Annotated in this window: 13 protein-coding genes; 4 read left to right on the forward strand and 9 right to left on the reverse strand. The window is 72.9% G+C overall.

All coding sequences use genetic code 11. From position 1 onward, the window contains the following. Window positions 1-97 precede the first annotated feature (97 nt). Window positions 98-1,405 carry a YihY/virulence factor BrkB family protein gene (locus tag FIV43_RS17060; protein WP_141015095.1) on the forward strand — a complete coding sequence of 436 codons (1,308 nt, stop codon included), beginning with the start codon at window positions 98-100 and terminating at the stop codon, window positions 1,403-1,405. Window positions 1,406-1,433: 28 nt separating this feature from the next. Here the strand turns inward: FIV43_RS17060 and FIV43_RS17065 are convergent, their stop codons facing one another. Continuing rightward, window positions 1,434-2,990, reverse strand: a complete 1,557-nt coding sequence (locus FIV43_RS17065; RefSeq protein ID WP_141015096.1) for a chitinase — start codon at window positions 2,988-2,990, stop codon at window positions 1,434-1,436. A 185-nt stretch (window positions 2,991-3,175) separates the two neighbouring features. Between FIV43_RS17065 and FIV43_RS17070 the strand changes: the two genes are divergently transcribed. Further along, on the forward strand, window positions 3,176-5,401 hold the full coding sequence (locus FIV43_RS17070) for a glycosyltransferase family 2 protein (RefSeq protein ID WP_141015097.1): 2,226 nt from the start codon (window positions 3,176-3,178) through the stop codon (window positions 5,399-5,401). Between the two features lie 119 nt (window positions 5,402-5,520). Here FIV43_RS17070 and FIV43_RS17075 read toward each other — a convergent pair whose 3' ends face one another. Continuing rightward, window positions 5,521-6,273 carry a tyrosine-protein phosphatase gene (locus FIV43_RS17075; RefSeq protein WP_141015098.1) on the reverse strand — a complete coding sequence of 251 codons (753 nt, stop codon included), beginning with the start codon at window positions 6,271-6,273 and terminating at the stop codon, window positions 5,521-5,523. 124 nt (window positions 6,274-6,397) lie between these two features. Here FIV43_RS17075 and FIV43_RS17080 point away from each other — a divergent pair, with 124 nt between their 5' ends. Both FIV43_RS17080 and FIV43_RS17085 read left to right on the forward strand, forming a co-directional pair. Next, window positions 6,398-6,946 (forward strand): SigE family RNA polymerase sigma factor, encoded by a 549-nt coding sequence (locus FIV43_RS17080; RefSeq protein WP_141015099.1) that lies wholly within the window; start codon window positions 6,398-6,400, stop codon window positions 6,944-6,946. Continuing rightward, a complete protein-coding gene (locus FIV43_RS17085; protein ID WP_141015100.1) occupies window positions 6,946-8,031 on the forward strand; it encodes a hypothetical protein in 1,086 nt (361 codons plus the stop codon). The genes FIV43_RS17080 and FIV43_RS17085 overlap by 1 nt, the downstream gene beginning before the upstream one ends. Here FIV43_RS17085 and FIV43_RS17090 read toward each other — a convergent pair. From FIV43_RS17090 to FIV43_RS17120, 7 genes are read right to left on the reverse strand one after another with little or no spacing between them, the layout of a single operon-like run. After that, a complete protein-coding gene (locus FIV43_RS17090) occupies window positions 8,016-8,840 on the reverse strand; it encodes a DUF1295 domain-containing protein (RefSeq protein ID WP_141015101.1) in 825 nt (274 codons plus the stop codon). The genes FIV43_RS17085 and FIV43_RS17090 overlap by 16 nt on opposite strands. Further along, window positions 8,840-10,210, reverse strand: a complete 1,371-nt coding sequence (locus tag FIV43_RS17095) for an SAM-dependent methyltransferase (RefSeq protein WP_231123476.1) — start codon at window positions 10,208-10,210, stop codon at window positions 8,840-8,842. Before FIV43_RS17095 ends, FIV43_RS17090 begins: the two co-directional genes overlap by 1 nt. 26 nt (window positions 10,211-10,236) lie before the next feature. After that, complete coding sequence (locus tag FIV43_RS17100; RefSeq protein ID WP_141015103.1) at window positions 10,237-11,541, reverse strand: SAM-dependent methyltransferase; 1,305 nt, start codon at window positions 11,539-11,541, stop codon at window positions 10,237-10,239. Beyond that, window positions 11,538-13,667 (reverse strand): FAD-dependent oxidoreductase, encoded by a 2,130-nt coding sequence (locus FIV43_RS17105; protein ID WP_141015104.1) that lies wholly within the window; start codon window positions 13,665-13,667, stop codon window positions 11,538-11,540. Before FIV43_RS17105 ends, FIV43_RS17100 begins: the two co-directional genes overlap by 4 nt. Next, a complete protein-coding gene (locus tag FIV43_RS17110; protein WP_181407558.1) occupies window positions 13,667-14,470 on the reverse strand; it encodes an anti-sigma factor in 804 nt (267 codons plus the stop codon). The genes FIV43_RS17105 and FIV43_RS17110 overlap by 1 nt, the downstream gene beginning before the upstream one ends. Next, window positions 14,467-15,087, reverse strand: a complete 621-nt coding sequence (gene sigK / locus FIV43_RS17115) for an ECF RNA polymerase sigma factor SigK (RefSeq protein ID WP_141015105.1) — start codon at window positions 15,085-15,087, stop codon at window positions 14,467-14,469. The genes FIV43_RS17110 and sigK overlap by 4 nt, the downstream gene beginning before the upstream one ends. Before the next feature lie 44 nt (window positions 15,088-15,131). Further along, a complete protein-coding gene (locus FIV43_RS17120) occupies window positions 15,132-15,833 on the reverse strand; it encodes a fasciclin domain-containing protein (RefSeq protein WP_141015106.1) in 702 nt (233 codons plus the stop codon). Window positions 15,834-15,864 lie beyond the last annotated feature (31 nt).

Genomic DNA, 15,864 nt, shown 5'->3' on the forward strand with positions numbered 1-15,864 from the left:
TGGAACTCGTTGCGTGGGAGGGCGCCGCCGGGGAGTGACCACGCGTGCAGCGGCCCGGCTGCCCCGTCGGCGTGCCTGCGCCGGATAGGTTGCCCTCGTGGGTGTCGTCGGAGATCTGGACCGCGGTCAACGCCGTCGGTCGGTCTTCGGCTTCCCGATCGCGGTCATCTACAAGTTCTTCGACGACCAGGGCAACTACCTCGCGGCGATCCTCACGTTCTACGCCTTCCTGGCGATCTTCCCGCTGCTGCTGCTGGCCACCTCGATCTTCGGCTTCATCCTGGAGGGGCGTCCGGACCTGCAGGAGTCGGTGATCGACTCCGCCCTGGGCCAGTTCCCGATCATCGGCGACCAGCTCGGACGACCCGAGGGCCTGCAGGGGTCCGCCGGCGGTGTCATCGTCGGTGCGCTCGGTGCCCTCTACGGTGCGATCGGGCTGGGCCTGGCTCTGCAGAACGCACAGTCCGCCGCCTGGGCGGTGCCGCGCAACAGCCGCCCGCACCCGGTGATGACCCGGGTCAACAGCGTGTTCATCCTCGGCGTCGCGGGCACCGCGATCCTCACCATCTCGGTCGGGTCGGCGGTGCTGACCGAGACCGAGCTGGTCGGCAGCCTCTCCGGCTACACCTGGTTCCACTGGGTGGTCCGGCTGCTGACCGTGCTGCTCCTCGGCTCCCTGCTCACCGTGCTGCTGCGGATGGCGGCGGCCCGGGCGATCCGGCAGAACGTCGTCAACGCGGCGCCCGGCGGCTACACGATCGCGGTGATGTGGCAGTTCCTGCAGTACATCGGTACCCAGTACGTCACCAACGTGATCGGCAGCGCCAAGGGCAACAACATGAACGAGACCTTCGCCGTGGTCCTCGGCCTGATGGCGCTGCTGTACGTCGGCGCGATCATGGGCGTGCTCGGCATCGAGGTCAACGTGGTGCTCGCCCGCCGGCTCTGGCCCCGCGCCCTGCTCACCCCGTTCACCGACGCGGTGGACCTGACCGAGGCCGATCGTCGCGCCTACGCGATGTATGCGCAGATGCAGCGGCACAAGGGCTTCGAGACCGTGGCGGTCCGGTTCGAGGGACGCGACGGGGACACCCACGCGATCGTGCTCGACCCGCGGACCGAGGAGGTCATCAAGCAGCACATCCCCGGCCAGCCGCCGCGCCCCGAGGCCGCCGACGAGCCCACCCAGCCGATGGACCTCGCCGATCTGGAGCGGCTCCGCCAGCCGGGCGGCGACGGTGGTCCGCAGGCCGGTCCGCCGGCGCCGGGCGCCCAGCGGCGGCCGTCGCGCTCGCGCAAGATCCCCAGCGCGGTCCGACGCGTCGGCCGTCCGGTGCAGGGGGACGAGGACACCGCGGAGCGCCCCCGACCGTCGAGCTCCGGCGAGGAGTCCGACCGGAGCTGAGCGTCGGGAGCGGCGGGAGCGCCGGGGGTCATCCGCCGGACGGTGCGGTGGACGCCTCGCCCTCGGAGTCCTCGGCGATCTCCTTCCTGGTGAGCCGCCGCCACGGGGAGGGCTCGTCCTGGGTGGAGGGGGCGTCCGGGCTGGCGGCCTGGTTCCACCACTGCGCCTCGAACGCGGTGTCGCCGAGCTGCACCCGGTCACCCTTGGTGTAGACCTCGGTCGGCTTCCACTCCGGGTAGGTGCCGGCGGCGACGGTCGGGCTGGGCTCCGGGGTCTCCCCGGGCAGCACCGGCCCGAGCAGCTGCCAGGCCGAGGCGCCCTCGGCCACGGTCGGGTCGTCGGGGACGTCGCCGCTGCTCCACCAGCGGGCGACGTACACGTTCTGGTGCCAGACCACGCGCTCGCCCTCGAGGTAGACCTGCTCCTCGTTCCAGATCTGGTACGGGCTGGTCGCGGGATCGTCGGAGGGGATCTCGGTGGGGTTCTGGGTGGGGGTCTCGCTGGCGTCGGGGTCCGGCACGCCCTCGACGTCGTCGCCGAGCACCGCGGCGAACGCGCCGGTGTCCTGCTCGAGGCCGCTGCAGGAGTCCGACACGACCGTGACGTCGGGCCAGTTGTCGCTGCACTCGCGGTCCCGGTTCAGCGACCACATGGAGAGACGCCCGAGATCGTGGTCGGCGGCGAACTGCTTGAGCTCGCTAGCGTCGTCGAGGTCGAAGATCTCGCCCGCCACGTCGTTCTGGCCGAGCATCGGGGTGGCGCCGATCATCCGCCACAGCTGGGCGGAGGTCTTGCGGTCGTCGCGCTCGGTGTAGAGCCGGTCGAGCTGCTCGTGGGTGCTCTCCAGCGCGTCGATGGACGCCTCGGCCATGGTCGCGTCGGCGTCCTTGGACTCGGCGTAGTTCATCGTCATCACGTTGACCCCGGCGAGATCGACCCCGGCGTCCAGCGTGGTGGTGATCAGGTCGAGGGCGTCCTCGGCCAGGCCGTGCGGGGCCACCGGCACGGTCAGCCAGACGGCGACGTCCTCCTCGTCCTGCAGCCGGGCCAGGGCCTGGCCGCGCCGCTGGTGGGCCGCGGTGTCGGCCAGCGCCTCGCCCTCGATGTCCATGTCGACAACACCGATCTCGTAGCGCAGCACCACCTCGCGGTAGGCCTGGTAGATCGCGTCGGTGTCGTCGCAGGCGACGGCGAGCTCGGTGTTGGCCTGTCCGCCGAACGAGGCGACCGGGACGCCGCCGAGCTGGCGCAGCCGGGCGATCCGGCGGTCCAGGTCGAGGTCCTCACCCGCGGTGGCCAGGTCGTAGGCGCCGCCCCACGACGGCTCGCACGAGTCGTCCGGGTCGGCCACCACGAAGGACAGCACGGCGTTCGGACCGGCGCCGCTGGACGGCTCCTCGAAGGCGAGCTGCGGGGTCGCGGTGACGTCGACGTACCCGGCGAACCAGGAGTCCTCGGGGACCGAGACCCGGGAGTCCTCGAACCACTGCCAGCCGCGCAGCGAGGCGAAGACCAGGCCCGCCGCGGCGACCAGCACGACAGCCAGACGGCCCCAGGAGAGGCGGCGACCCGCAACCAGCGACATCGGTCGAATTCCCCCTTGGCGAGCACCGAAGCGACACGAAGCCGGTCCCAGTCGACCGGCTGACCACTACCCTACGTAGTGCCGGGTCGTCGACATCGGATTCAGGGGGATTCGTGAACACCAGTGCTCCCGCCGTCGTGGCACGGCGGAGACGGCAGTGGGGTGCCGAGCGACGCTCGGAGCCGATGCCGATCGTCCACCTGATCCCGAGCACCGCGAAGCTGACCTGGGGACGGATCGGCATCACCGTCACGATCCTCTGCTGGGTCGCCTACGTCATCTCCACCATCGTCCGGCACTTCCTCAACGACGTCGGCGGCTTCCGGTTCACCATGGAGGCGATCTCCTACCTGCTGGTGGTCAGCGTGCTGACCTTCTCGGCACTGATGTACCTGACCGCCCGGCAGGGTGCGCTGAAGCGGTTCCGCGCGCACCGGCGGGTGCCGCGCGGCCTGCTCGACGCGCACTTCACCGAGACCGGGGCACCGATGACGGTGCTGATCCCCTCCTACGCCGAGGAGCCCGACGTCGTCCGGCTGACGCTGTGGAGCGCGGCGCTGCAGGAGTACCCCGATCTGCGGATCGTCCTGCTCATCGACGACCCTCCGTACCCCACCGACCCCGACGTGCTCGCCAAGCTCGAGGCCACCCGCGCGCTGGGCGCCGAGATCGAGGAGCAGCTGGCGGTCCCCTACGAGCAGGCGCGGGCGACGTACGAGAAGTGGGACCAGCGGCTGCGGTCCAGCGAGACCGCGCCGCCGGAGTGCCTGGCCGACGCCGCCGCGATCTACCTGGCCTCGGCGGAGTGGCTGGAGCGGATGGCCGAGGACGAGGTCGTCTCCGACCACGTCGCGGAGTTCTTCGTCGACCAGGTGCTGATGGCGCTGGCCAGCGAGCTGCGGCTGACCCTGCTGGCCCTGGAGGCCGCGATCGACCAGGACGGGCGGATGGCTGCCGAGCGGGCGCGCGAGCTGCTCCGCCGGCTGCTGTGGATCTTCGCCGCCCGGATGGAGAACTTCGAGCGGAAGCGCTACGCCTCGCTGTCCCAGGAGGCCAACAAGGCGATGAACATCAACTCCTACCTGGGGTTGATGGGCGGCACCTGGCGGCCCACGGAGACCGCGGACGGCACCATGCTGGTCCGCCTCGAGGCCGACCAGCAGGTCGAGGGCGGCGACCTGCACTTCCCGGACCCCGAATACCTGCTGACCCTGGACGCGGACTCCCAGTTGCTCCGCGACTACTGCCTGCGGCTGGTCTACTTCCTCGAGCAGGAGGAGAACCTCGACGTCGCGATCACGCAGACGCCGTACTCCTCCTATCGGGGGGCCCCGACCCGGATCGAGCGGGTGGCCGGCGCCACCACCGACATCCAGCACATCCTGCACCAGGGCATGACCTACCACGGCGCGACCTTCTGGGTCGGCGCCAACGCCGTGATCAGGCGCCGCGCGCTGGAGGACATCGTCCAGGTCGAGACGGTCGCCGGGCACGAGGTCCGCACCTACATCCAGGACCGAACCGTCATCGAGGACACCGAGTCCTCGGTCGACATCGCCGCAGCCGGGTGGCGGCTGATCAACTACCCCGAGCGGCTGAGCTACTCCGCGACCCCGCCCGACTACGGCTCCCTGGTGGTGCAGCGGCGGCGCTGGGCCAACGGCGGTCTGCTGATCTTCCCGAAGTTCTGGGCGCAGCGCGGGCCCCGGGCGCGGGAGGGCCGGCCGATCCGGATGGGCGAGTTCACCCAGCGGCTCAACTACATGGCGTCGATCGCCTGGGCGAGCTTCGCGCTGCTGTTCATCCTGTTCTACCCCTACGACGGCCGCCTGCTGAGCCCGCTCGTGGTCGGCGCCGCGCTGCCCTACTTCATGGCGATGGCCAGCGACCTGCGGCTCTGCGGCCACCGGGCCGGCGACATCTTCCGGATCTACGGGTTCAACCTGGTGCTGCTGCCGGTCAACCTGGCCGGCGTGCTCAAGTCGATCCAGCAGGCGTTCACCGGAGAGAAGATCCCGTTCGCCCGGACACCGAAGGTGCGCAACCGCACCGCCGCGCCCGGACTGCACGTGCTGGTGCCCTACCTGATCGTCATCTACTCACTGATCACCGTCTGGCGCAGTTATCAGCACGAGAACTGGGGCAACCTCGCCTTCGCGGCGTTCAACGCGGTGCTGGCCGCCTGGGCGATCCGCGCCTACATCGGCGTCACCAACTCGCTGGTCGACATGGTGATGGGCGTCGTGAACTGGCTCTTCGTGCCGATCGTGAAGCCCGCGCCGCCGCGCCGCGACCAGGACCTGGTCCGGGAGGTCGACTGGGACTCGATCCTCTACCACGGCGACCGGCGGCTGGGCCGCGACCTGCGCCGCCGCAACGACCGGCGGCGCCGGGTGGTGCGCAGCCGCTGACGGTCCGCGGGTGTGGGGGTGCGGCGCGCCCCATTCGGATTGGTCGAGAAATCGGCGGAAACCGGACCAATCCGCATGGGGCTCGGGAGACCGCGACCACCGACCCCGGCCGCGCGGGCTCAGTCGCGCAGCAGCGCGCGCAGCCGGCCGAGGGTCTCGTCGTCGAGGCCCAGCCCGTCGCGCAGGTAGCGCTCGCGATCGCCGTACGACGCCTGCACGGCGTCGCTGGCAGCCCGCAGGAACGTCATGTCGGCGATCAGGGTCGGGGCGAACACGGCGGCCCGCTCCGGTCCGGCGGCCTCGACGATCGATGCCTCGAGTCGGGCGCGGCTGGCCGCGCTGCGCGCGTTGGTGAGCAGGTAGTCGCTGGCGATGGTGGCGTCGTCGACGCCGGCGATGTGCAGCAGGAGGGCGGCGGTCCACCCGGTGCGGTCCTTGCCGGCGGTGCAGTGGAAGAGCTGCTTGGCGCCGGTCGAGAGCTGGCGCAGCACATTGCCGAGCTGGGCCCGGCTGTGCTCGTCGTCGACGAAGCCGCGGTAGACGGTCTCCATGATCTCCTCGGCGTCCGCGACCGTCCGCACCGCCGCGACCCGCTCCATCGGGATGCCGAACAGGTCGAAGTGCAGCCAGTCGGCGCCGTCCACCGCGGGATCGGGGTGCCGGTCGATCTCGCCCTGCGAGCGCAGGTCGATGATCGCGGTCAGCCCGAGACCGGTGAGCGTCGCCAGGTCCGGGCCGGAGAGGCGCAGCTCGTTGGAGCGGAAGAACACCCCGGTGCGGACTCGCCCCCCGTCGGTCGTCGCGTAGCCGTCGCCGGCGACGTCGCGGAAGTTGTCGACGGTCGCCAGGCGCAGGTAGTCCTCGTTGCTCACCCGCGCAGGTTAGGGGAACGCGGCCAACGGCGGGTGAACGCCTCCCGGGCCGTCCCGAGTCGCCGTCGCAGAAATCTGCTGACCGGCGTGCAACCATTCCTGCGCCCCGACCGGTGGGAGGGGCATGGACGCACTGCAGACCCCGCGCCGCACCGTGGGGCCGATCGGGGGACCAGTGGGCGAGCGCGCCGACTTCGAGGACTGGGTGGCCGCGCGCTCCGGGGCGCTGCTGCGCACCGCGTTCCTGCTCACCCGCGACCACGCCGCGGCCGAGGACCTGCTGCAGACCGCGCTCACCAAGGCCTGGTTCCGCTGGGGTCGCATCGACGGCGACCCCGAGCCCTACGTGCGCAAGATCCTGGTCAACACCTACGCCAGCTGGTGGCGCCGCAAGTGGAACGGTGAGCAGCCCACCGAGGAGATGCCCGAGCCCCGCCCGTCCGGCCACGGCCTCGAGGTGGACCGCGTGCAGACCGGCCACGACCTCTGGGACGCCGTCGGGCGGCTGCCCCGGCGGCAGCGGGCCGTCGTGGTGCTCCGCTTCTTCGAGGACCTGACCGAGGCGCAGACCGCCCGGGTCCTCGACTGCAGCGTCGGCACCGTGAAGAGCCAGACCCACCGCGCGCTCGCCAAGCTGCGCATCGACCCCTCCCTGATCGAGGAGCAGAGCTGATGAACACGATCGACGACCTCAAGCAGACCCTGCGCAGCCACGCCCCCGATCTCGACCACGACGGGCACGCCCGGGCCGGCGCGGTCACCGGCCGCGTGCGCGCCGTACGACGCCGCCGGGCTGCGGTGGGTGCGGCGACCCTGGTCGCGGTGCTGGTGGCCGGCGCGGCCGCGGTCACGGTGCTCCCGGACGGGGCCGAGGAGCCGGCACCGGCCGACTCCGCCGCCCCCGGGGAGCTGCACGGCGCGGACGTCCCGGAGACCGTCACCTACCAGGGCTACACGTTCGAGTACGTCGCCGGCGCCGAGACCCGCGACGACGCCTCGCTGACCCTCTCCCAGCTGCCCGAGCACGACCGCCCGCTGGTGGTGGCCTGGGTCTCCGAGGAGCGGGCCACGATCCGGGTCGAGGAGATGATCCTCGCCCGCGGACCCGCCGGCACGTTCAGCACCCCGCGCCTGATCGACGACACCTACGGCGACCACGACCTGCGCGCCGACGACCTGCTCGACGCCCGCGCCGCGGGCGGGATCGGTGTCGCGCTCTACGAGCTCTCCCAGACCCCGCCGGCCGGGGTCACCGAGGACGGGATCACCTTCCGCCAGGAGGTGACCGACCGGGACGGCGCCGCGCGGACCGACCGCACGCTGGTCGGCGCGGCGATCGGCGCGGTGGGCGACCGTGAGGTGTCGATGGAGGTCGTGGTGCCCGAGAGGCCGATGTTCGCCGACTTCTGCCAGTCCGGGCTGACCTACTCCGCAGCGGACCGGGAGGTGCCGACGCCGTACGCGGTGATGTACGTCGAGGACCGGTGGCTGGTCGAGGGCGGCAGCGGGTGCCGGGGGATGCTGTCCGACTCGCTGACCGGGGCCGACGCCGGCTGGGTGGCGAACAGCGACACCCGCCCGGGCGTGCCGGGGTTGACCGTCAGCCGCTACCGCGAGGACGGCACGGCGATCCGGCGCACCTTCGCACCGGGGGAGACGGTGACGGTCAGCATCCGGGTCCAGGACGAGGACTTCGAGGACTACGTCGGCGACGTCCCCGGCCTGCAGCTCGGAGTCGGCCTCTACGCCGGCGAGTGAGGCTTGCGCGGCGGGAGCGGCACGAACTTGGAGGTGCGGGCGGCGTACTCGGGATAGCCCGGCCGCTGCATCATCGTCCGCTCCAGCAGCTTCGCCCCGGTCGCCTCGACCAGGAAGAAGCTCATCGCCACCGGCGCCAGCACGGTCGCCAGCCCCACCACCCAGCCCGAGGCGAGACCGCCGGCGAGCCAGATCCCCCACCACACGCAGGCGTCGCCGAAGTAGTTCGGGTGGCGGGTGTAGCGCCACAGACCGGTGTCCAGCACCTGGGGCCGCTCCTGCTTCGGGATCCGCTTGTACGCCGCGAGCTGCGCGTCGCCGACCGCCTCGAAGACCAGTCCGAGGGCCCACACCAGGACACCCAGCGCGACCACCCAGGCCCAGCGGACCTCCGCGAGGACGCCGACCGCCGCGGGCAGCGCGATGAACGCCATCGCCACGCCCTGGACGGCGAACACCTTGCGCACCGCCACCCCGAGACCGACCTCGGCCAGGGTGCCGCCGAGCATCTTCTCGTAGCGCGGGTCCTCGCCGGAGTGGTTGCGGCGCAGCAGGTGCCAGGCCAGCCGCAGCCCCCACAGACCGACCAGCGCGACCAGCACCGCGATCCGCCACGGCTCACCGTCCCCGAGGATCGCGGCGAGTGCCGCCGCCAGCACGGTGATCGCCACGAAACCGAGGCCCCAGGCGGTGTCGACCACGACCACCCGGCCCTGACGGCCGGCGACGATCACGGTGAGGGTCATCACCAGCGCAGCGACCACCAGTGAGGTCGCCGCGCCGAGCAGCAGCGCCGATCCGTCCGACATCACCACTCCCGCTGCCACGGCAGCCCGTGGTCGGCACCCGGGCGGACCAGCAGCACCTGGTCCACGCCCATCCGGCCGTCCCGGAAGGCCCGGGAGCCGCCGACCAGGTAGAGCTCCCAGACGCGGACCAGCTCCTCGCCGACCAGGTCGGTGATCTCCGCGCGGTTCGCCTCGAACCGCTCGATCCAGCCGGCCACCGTCAGCACGTAGTGCTCGCGCATCGCGTGCACGTCGCGGGCCTCCAGGCCCGACCCCTCGAGCAGGTCGACGGTGGCGCCCACCGGCCGCATGTGCATGTCGGGGGCGATGAAGCTCTCGATGAACGGGCCGCCGCCGGGGTGGTTGCCGGCCGGTCGCGACATCTGCTGCACCAGCACCCGCCCGCCGGGGCGGACCGCGTCGTGCAGGACCTGCGCGTAGGTGACGTAGTTGCGCTCGCCCACGTGCTCGCCCATCTCCAGCGAGACGACGGCGTCGTACTCCTCCCCGGCTGCGGGCACCGCGTCCCGGTAGTCGCGCACCTCGAAGGTGGCCAGGTCGGAGAGGCCGCGGCGTCGCGCCGCGTCCGTGGCGAACCGCTGCTGCTCGGCGGCGATGGTCACCCCGGTCACCTCGACGCCGAAGTGCTCGGCGGCGTGCAGCGCCATCGAGCCCCAGCCGCAGCCGACGTCGAGCAGTCGCATCCCCGGCTCCAGGCCGAGCTTGCGGCAGACCAGGTCGAGCTTGGCGTGCTGCGCCTCGACCAAGGAGACCTCCGCGGAGGCGTGGTAGCCGCAGGAGTAGGCCATCGCGACCGGGTCGAGGATCAGCGAGTAGAAGTCGGCCGTGGTGTCGTAGTGGTGGCTGATCGAGGCATGGTCGCGGCGCCGGCTGTGCAGCCGGCCGCGGATCCGCGCCTGGCTCGCCGGTGGCGCCGGGGGACGGCCGAGCAGGTCCAGTCCGGCCGCCGTGCGCAGGGCAGTGACGACCGCGGACGGCGAGGGTCGCCGACCGCTCAGGCCCCGCTCCTCGGCCACGGCGAAGGCCAGGGTGAGCGCCCGGTCCAGCTCGGCCAGCCCGCCGCGGACGACGAGGTCGCCGGTGACGTAGGCCTGCGCCGCACCGAGCTCGCCCGGGTGCCACAGCAGCCGGCGCAGCGCGTCGGGGGAGCGGAGCTCGACGACCGGCAGGTCGGTGCCGCCGCCGTCACGCAGCGGCCCGGCGGCCGAGCCGTCCCAGGCGATCAGCCGGACCGGCAGGTCGCCGCCGATGAACGGCCGCAGCGCCTGCTCGAGGCGGGCGGCGACCCCGTCGGCGGGCGGAGCGTCGTACTTGTCGGCCGAAACCCGCGCGACACGCCGGTGTGGCTCGGCGTGTCGTGCGGGTTTCACCGGCTGACCGGGGAAACCCGCACCCGTCATCGCGCCCCTCCACCGGTGAACACCAGCTGGTGGTCGTCGATGTACCCCGCGGCGAACCCGGCCCGGCAGTACTGCAGGTAGAAGTGCCACATCCGGCAGAACGTCTCGTCGAACCCGAGCGCCAGCACCTTCTCCTGCGCCGCCCCGAACGCCGCGTCCCACCGCTGCAGCGTCAGTGCGTAGTCGGCGCCGATCGCCAGGTCGTCGACCGGCCGCAGCCCGGTGCCCTCGAGCGCCTCCTCGATCGCCACCAGGGAGGGCAGCGCCCCACCGGGGAAGATGTACTTGGTGATGAACGTGTGGGTGTCCTTGCTGGCGCGCATCCGGTCGTCGGGCATCGTGATCGCCTGCAGCGCCACCCGACCGCCCGGAGCCAGCACGTGCGCGAGCGTCGAGAAGTACGTCGACCAGTACTGCGCCCCGACGGCCTCGATCATCTCCACGCTGACCACGGCGTCGTAGGCGTGGGCCGCCTCCGGCTCCTCCAGCAGCTCCCGGTAGTCGCACAGGTCGACCCGCACCCGGTCCGCCACACCGGCCGCGGCGACCCGCTCCAGCGCGAGCGCCCGCTGCTCGACCGACAGCGTGATCGAGCGGACCACCGCGCCGCGGGCCGCCGCCCGGATCGCGAGCTCACCCCAGCCGGTGCCGATCTCCAGCAGCCGGGTGCCCGGTCCGACGCCGGCACCGTCCAGCAGCCGGTCGATCTTGCGGTGCTGCGCGGCCACGAACACCTGCTCGTCGATGCGCACCGGGTCGCGGCGCTCCTCCTCGGTGAACAGCGCCGAGGAGTAGGACAGCGACGGGTCGAGGAACAGCGCGAACAGGTCGTTGGAGAGGTCGTAGTGCGCGGCCACGTTCTCCCGGGTGTGCGAGCGGGAGCCGCGGTGGGTCTGCGGCAGCCGGGTGGTGACCACCGCGCGCAGCGACTGCAGCGCCGGCGGCACCAGGCGCGCCATCCGGGCCGCGAGCACCTCCAGGAAGTCGCCGAGCGCGTCGGGACCCTGGTCGCCCTCGTCCCACGCGCCGGTCATGTACGCCTCGCCGAAGCCGATCAGCTGGTCGCGCCCCAGCCGCGCGAAGAACTCGTCGGGCCGGTGCACGTGGATCGCCGGCCCACCCTGACCGATCTCCTCGGCCGGTCCGTGGGCGCCGCCGGCGAGGTGGACGGTCACCGGCAGCCGGCCGATCGCGCTGCGGAACAGGCGCCGCGCGATCCGGGCCGCGATGCCGTACGACGGGGCGTCGGTCAGGTCCGGCCAGCGGTCGGTGTCGAGTGCGGGGTTTGCGGTCGCGGTCATCGCTTGCCTCCGGGACGGGCTCCGTGCGGAGCGGGGTGATCGGTGGGACGGGGCTGGACGGGGAGGCGGCGCAGCCAGAGCCACACCCCGTGCAGGTGGATCGAGACGGTGCCGCGCAGCCCGGCCAGCGCGACCCGCGGCTCGGGTGCCGGGCGCCCGGTCAGCGCGGCGCCGAAGCGGCCGGCCTCGGGGGTCTGGTCGCCGGGGTCGAGGGTGACCGCCAGTCGCAGCCGCCCGTCCGGGTCGCCGGTCGGCGGCGGCGCGTGGACGACGTACCGCCCGTCGGTGCCGTGGAACGGTGAGACGTACATGGCCTTGTCGACCTCGCCCCGGCCGTCCTCGTCCATGTCGAGCAGGTAGGCGTGCCGGTCGCCGTAGGTGTTGTGCACCTCGACCACCGTCGCGTCCGGGGCGGCGCCGGTCTCCGGCCCGTCGGGCGAGCGCCAGACCCAGTGCACCGAGATCGGGTTGAAGCAGTGGCCCAGCGCGCGGGGCTGGGCCGCCATCAGGGCCCGTCCGCCGCGCAGGTCGAGCCCGGCCTGCGCCAGGAAGGTGTCCAGCCCCTCGCGGATCGTCGTGGTCGCGCCGGTGAAGTGGTCGCGGCCCTCGAAGGTGCCGCGCCGCCATCCGGCCGGCGGCCGGGTCGCGGCGACGTCGTCGAGGTCGACCACCCACATCCGGGTGTGCAGCCGGAAGCGGTGGCGCAGCGGTGCACGCCGGGTGTGGGTGAGGGTCGTCGCGTAGGCGGTGCGAGCGGCGGTGCGGCCGGGGTCGCGGCGTACTCCGCTCCCCGGGCTCGGGCTGCCCGCAGCGGCGACCGAGAGGTCCGGTACGACGGCGCCGGCCGGCCACGAGAAGCCCAGTCGCTCCGCCGCGGCCAGCCCGGACCGCGCGCCGTCCTCGTGGAAGCCCCACCCGTGGTAGGCGCCGGCGAAGACGATCCGGTCGGTGTCGATCTCGGGCAGCCGGGCCTGGGCGGCGACCGAGGCCGGGCTGTACTGCGGGTGCTCGTAGGCGCGGCGCGCGATCACCGTGGCCGGGTCGACCAGGTGCTCGCCGCCCAGCGTCACCAGGTAGTGCTGCGGGGTGTCCAGCCGCTGCAGCCGGGTCAGGTCGTAGGTGACCAGCACCGGTCCGCCGAGCCGCTCGGGGCGCCGGAAGTTCCAGGAGGCACGGGCGGCGGGGGCATCGGGCAGCAGCGAGGTGTCGGTGTGCAGCAGCGCCGTGTTCGCGGCGTACGGGATCGCGGAGAGGACCTCGGTCTGCGCGGCCGTGGGCGCGGCGAGCATCCCGAGCGCCGCGGCGGGGTGGGTGGCGATGACCGCGGCGTCGTACTCCTCGGTGCCGGACTCGGTGGCGACCCGCACCCCGTCGTCGTGCTCGTTCACCGCGACCACCGCGGCGTCCAGGGCGATCTTGCCGCCGGCGGCGGTGAGCGCGGCGGCGACGGCGTCGACGTAGGCGTGCGAGCCGCCCTCCACGGTGCGCCAGGTCGGCGACCCGAAGACGCCGAGCATCCCGTGGTGGTCGAGGAAGGTGAACAGGTAGGCGGCCGGGTAGTCCAGGGCGTCGGCGGGGTCGGTCGACCAGACGGCGGCGACCAGCGGCTCCATGAAGTGCCGCCGGAAGTACGGCGTGAAGCCGTGCGCGTCCAGGAACGAGCGCAGCGTGGCGAGGTCCCCGGCCGGTGTCGCGTCGGTGCCGGCCAGGAGCCGCTTGGCGTGCCGGTGGAAGCGCGGGATCTCGGTGAGCATCCGCAGGTAGTGCGGGTCGCGCAGGTTGCGGCCGCTCGGGAAGAGGCCGCGCGGACCGAGCGCGCCGGCCCACTCCACCCCGGTGCCGCGGTCGCTGACCGACAGCGACATCTCGGAGGGCCGTGACTGAACGCCCAGCTCGGCGAAGAGCCGCAGCAGGGTCGGGTAGGTGCGCTCGTTGTGGACGATGAACCCGGTGTCGATGGCCAGCTCCCGGCCGGTCGCCGGGTCGGGCACCCGGTGGGTGTCGGCGTGGCCGCCCAACCGCCGGTCGGACTCGTAGAGGGTGACCTCGGCGGTGCGGGAGGCGACATGGGCGGCGAGGAGCCCGGCGACGCCGGAGCCGATCACCGCGACGCGGCGGGGGTGCATCAGGTCTCCAGGGTGAACAGCGCGATGGGGTCGCTGCTCGGCTCCCGGGAGCCGCCGTCGGGCTCGACGGTGATCCCCACCGCGGTGGCGTCGGCGGCGTCACCGTCGAGCAGGAGGGTGGCGTCGGGCGCGTCGGGCATCAGCCCGGCCGGCTGCATGGAGCCCTCCGGGGTCTGCAGCCACAGCTGGTAGACCCGTCCGGACGGCGCGGCCGCCATGTCCTCGGTGACGATCACCGCGCGGCCCTCGCTGCGGGAGACGACCACGGTCGCGGTCGAGCCGTCCGGGAAGTCCTGCCGGACCCGGGTGGCGTCGTCGGCCTCGAGGACCCGCTCGGTGGTGGTGGGCGCGGCGATCGTGTCCCCGCCGTCCCCCGCCCAGGGGCGGATCCAGACCGTGCCGGCGGCGAGCGCGATCAGCACCACCGCGGCCGCGGCCAGGAACATCCGGTTGTGGGTCCAGCGCACGCGCCGGTGGCTGCGCCGTCCCGCGGCGGCGGGCCGGGCCGGCTCGACGGGCCGGGCAGGTTCCGCGACCGGCGGCAGCGGCCGGACCGTCTCGATCCCGGCGAGCACGGCGGCGCGCAGGTCCGGCGGCGGCGCGACCTCGTCGGTGGCCAGCAGCGTCGCCGTCTCCTGCAGCTCGGCGACCTCGGCGCGGCAGTCGGCGCAGTCGGCCAGGTGCCGCTCGAACCGGGCGCGCTCCATGTCGTCGAGCGCGTCCACCGCGTAGGCCCCGGAGAGCCGGTGCAGGTCGGCGGCCGGCAGCTCGCCGGGCCTGAGGTTCTGGTCGTGATCCGTCATCGTCCTACTCCGATCGCGTCGCGCAGCCGGATCAGGCCGTCGCGGATCCTGGTCTTCGCCGTCCCCACCGGCAGGTCCAACAGGGCGGCCACCTCGGTGTGGGTGTAGCCCCCGAGATAGGCCAGCTCGATCGCCTCGCGCTGGATCGCGGTGAGGTCGGCCAGTGCCGTCCTCACCCGCTTCGCCTCCAGCGAGGCATGTGCCGCATCGGCGGTCGCGTCGTGGTCGACCGCGTGGTTGCGTTGGTGGTACGTCGTCTCCCGGCGGCTGGACGCCTCGGCGGATCGCACCCGGTCCACCGCCTTGCGGTGGCCGATGGTCAGCAGCCAGGAGAGGGCGCTGCCCCGGTCGGAGTCGAAGCGGCTCGCGGTCCGCCAGACCTCGAGGTAGGTCTCCTGCGTGACCTCCTCGGCCTGGGCCGGGTCACGCACCACCCGGAGCACCAGCCCGTGCACGCGCGCCGACGTGGCGTCGTACAGGCGGGCGAAGGCCTCGCGGTCACCGCGCGCGGAGCGGTTCAGCAGAGCCGCCAGCTCGGTGGCGAGGTCGGTGTGGTCCGCGCCCAACGGCGCCCCCTGGTCGGGGGCGCCGTCGGCGCCGGAGCGGACCGGATCCATGTCGTGATCCTTCCGGGTGGGTGGTGACCGTGGCTAGTCCGCGGTCACTTGACCCCGGTCATCACCTGGTCGATCACGTACACCGTGGCGTTGGCGGTCGGGATGTTGCCGCACAGCACGTTGGCGGTGACGTCGCCGTCGGAGACGGTCATCCCGGACTCCGGGTCGCCCTCGACGGTCACCGTGTCGCCGGCCAGCGTGTCGTGCTCACCGACCACGGCGTCCGCGGTGGCGTTCTCGCCGACCACGTGGTGGGCCAGCACGGCGTAGAGGTCGGAGTCCTGGCCGTTCTTCTTGGCGTCCTTGACCAGCGCGTTGACGTTCTTCTGGCCGAGCTCCTCGAAGGCGCCGTTGTAGGGCGCGAACACGGTCAGCGCCTCGGCGCCGTTGAGGGTGTCGGCGAGGCCGTCGATCGAGCTGACCGCGGTCACCAGCGTGCTGAGCAGCGGGTTGTTGCTCGCCGCGGTGGCCACCGTGTCGTCCACCATGCCGTCCAGGGAGCCCTCACCGTCGGTGGGGATCTCCGAGCAGGCCGGGCCGAACGTCTCGGTCATCGCGCCGGTGCTGTCGTCCATGCTCTCCGAGCCCTCGTCCATCGGGGACTCGCTGGTCTCGCTGGTGGTGTCGCCGGAGCCGGAGTCGTCCGCGCTCTCGTCGTCACTGCCGCACGCGGCCAGGGACACCGAGAGCGCCAGCGCTGCGGCGACACCGGCGGTACGGCGGAGGGGGAGCTTGAAGTGGTTCATGGGTTTGCCTTCCCGTTGGGGTGTCTTGTGC

The organism is Nocardioides sambongensis, assembly GCF_006494815.1.
In the GTDB taxonomy this organism is placed as follows: domain Bacteria; phylum Actinomycetota; class Actinomycetes; order Propionibacteriales; family Nocardioidaceae; genus Nocardioides; species Nocardioides sambongensis.

What these genes read in the sequence shown, in the direction of transcription:
- FIV43_RS17065 (WP_141015096.1), bottom strand. Translation starts at nt 2,990, where the DNA reads ATGTCGCTGGTTGCGGGTCGCCGCCTCTCCTGGGGCCGTCTGGCTGTC.
- FIV43_RS17070 (WP_141015097.1), top strand. Translation starts at nt 3,176, where the DNA reads ATGCCGATCGTCCACCTGATCCCGAGCACCGCGAAGCTGACCTGGGGA.
- FIV43_RS17080 (WP_141015099.1), top strand. Translation starts at nt 6,398, where the DNA reads ATGGACGCACTGCAGACCCCGCGCCGCACCGTGGGGCCGATCGGGGGA.
- FIV43_RS17085 (WP_141015100.1), top strand. Translation starts at nt 6,946, where the DNA reads ATGAACACGATCGACGACCTCAAGCAGACCCTGCGCAGCCACGCCCCC.
- FIV43_RS17090 (WP_141015101.1), bottom strand. Translation starts at nt 8,840, where the DNA reads ATGTCGGACGGATCGGCGCTGCTGCTCGGCGCGGCGACCTCACTGGTG.
- FIV43_RS17100 (WP_141015103.1), bottom strand. Translation starts at nt 11,541, where the DNA reads ATGACCGCGACCGCAAACCCCGCACTCGACACCGACCGCTGGCCGGAC.
- FIV43_RS17105 (WP_141015104.1), bottom strand. Translation starts at nt 13,667, where the DNA reads ATGCACCCCCGCCGCGTCGCGGTGATCGGCTCCGGCGTCGCCGGGCTC.
- FIV43_RS17110 (WP_181407558.1), bottom strand. Translation starts at nt 14,470, where the DNA reads ATGACGGATCACGACCAGAACCTCAGGCCCGGCGAGCTGCCGGCCGCC.
- sigK (WP_141015105.1), bottom strand. Translation starts at nt 15,087, where the DNA reads ATGGATCCGGTCCGCTCCGGCGCCGACGGCGCCCCCGACCAGGGGGCG.
- FIV43_RS17120 (WP_141015106.1), bottom strand. Translation starts at nt 15,833, where the DNA reads ATGAACCACTTCAAGCTCCCCCTCCGCCGTACCGCCGGTGTCGCCGCA.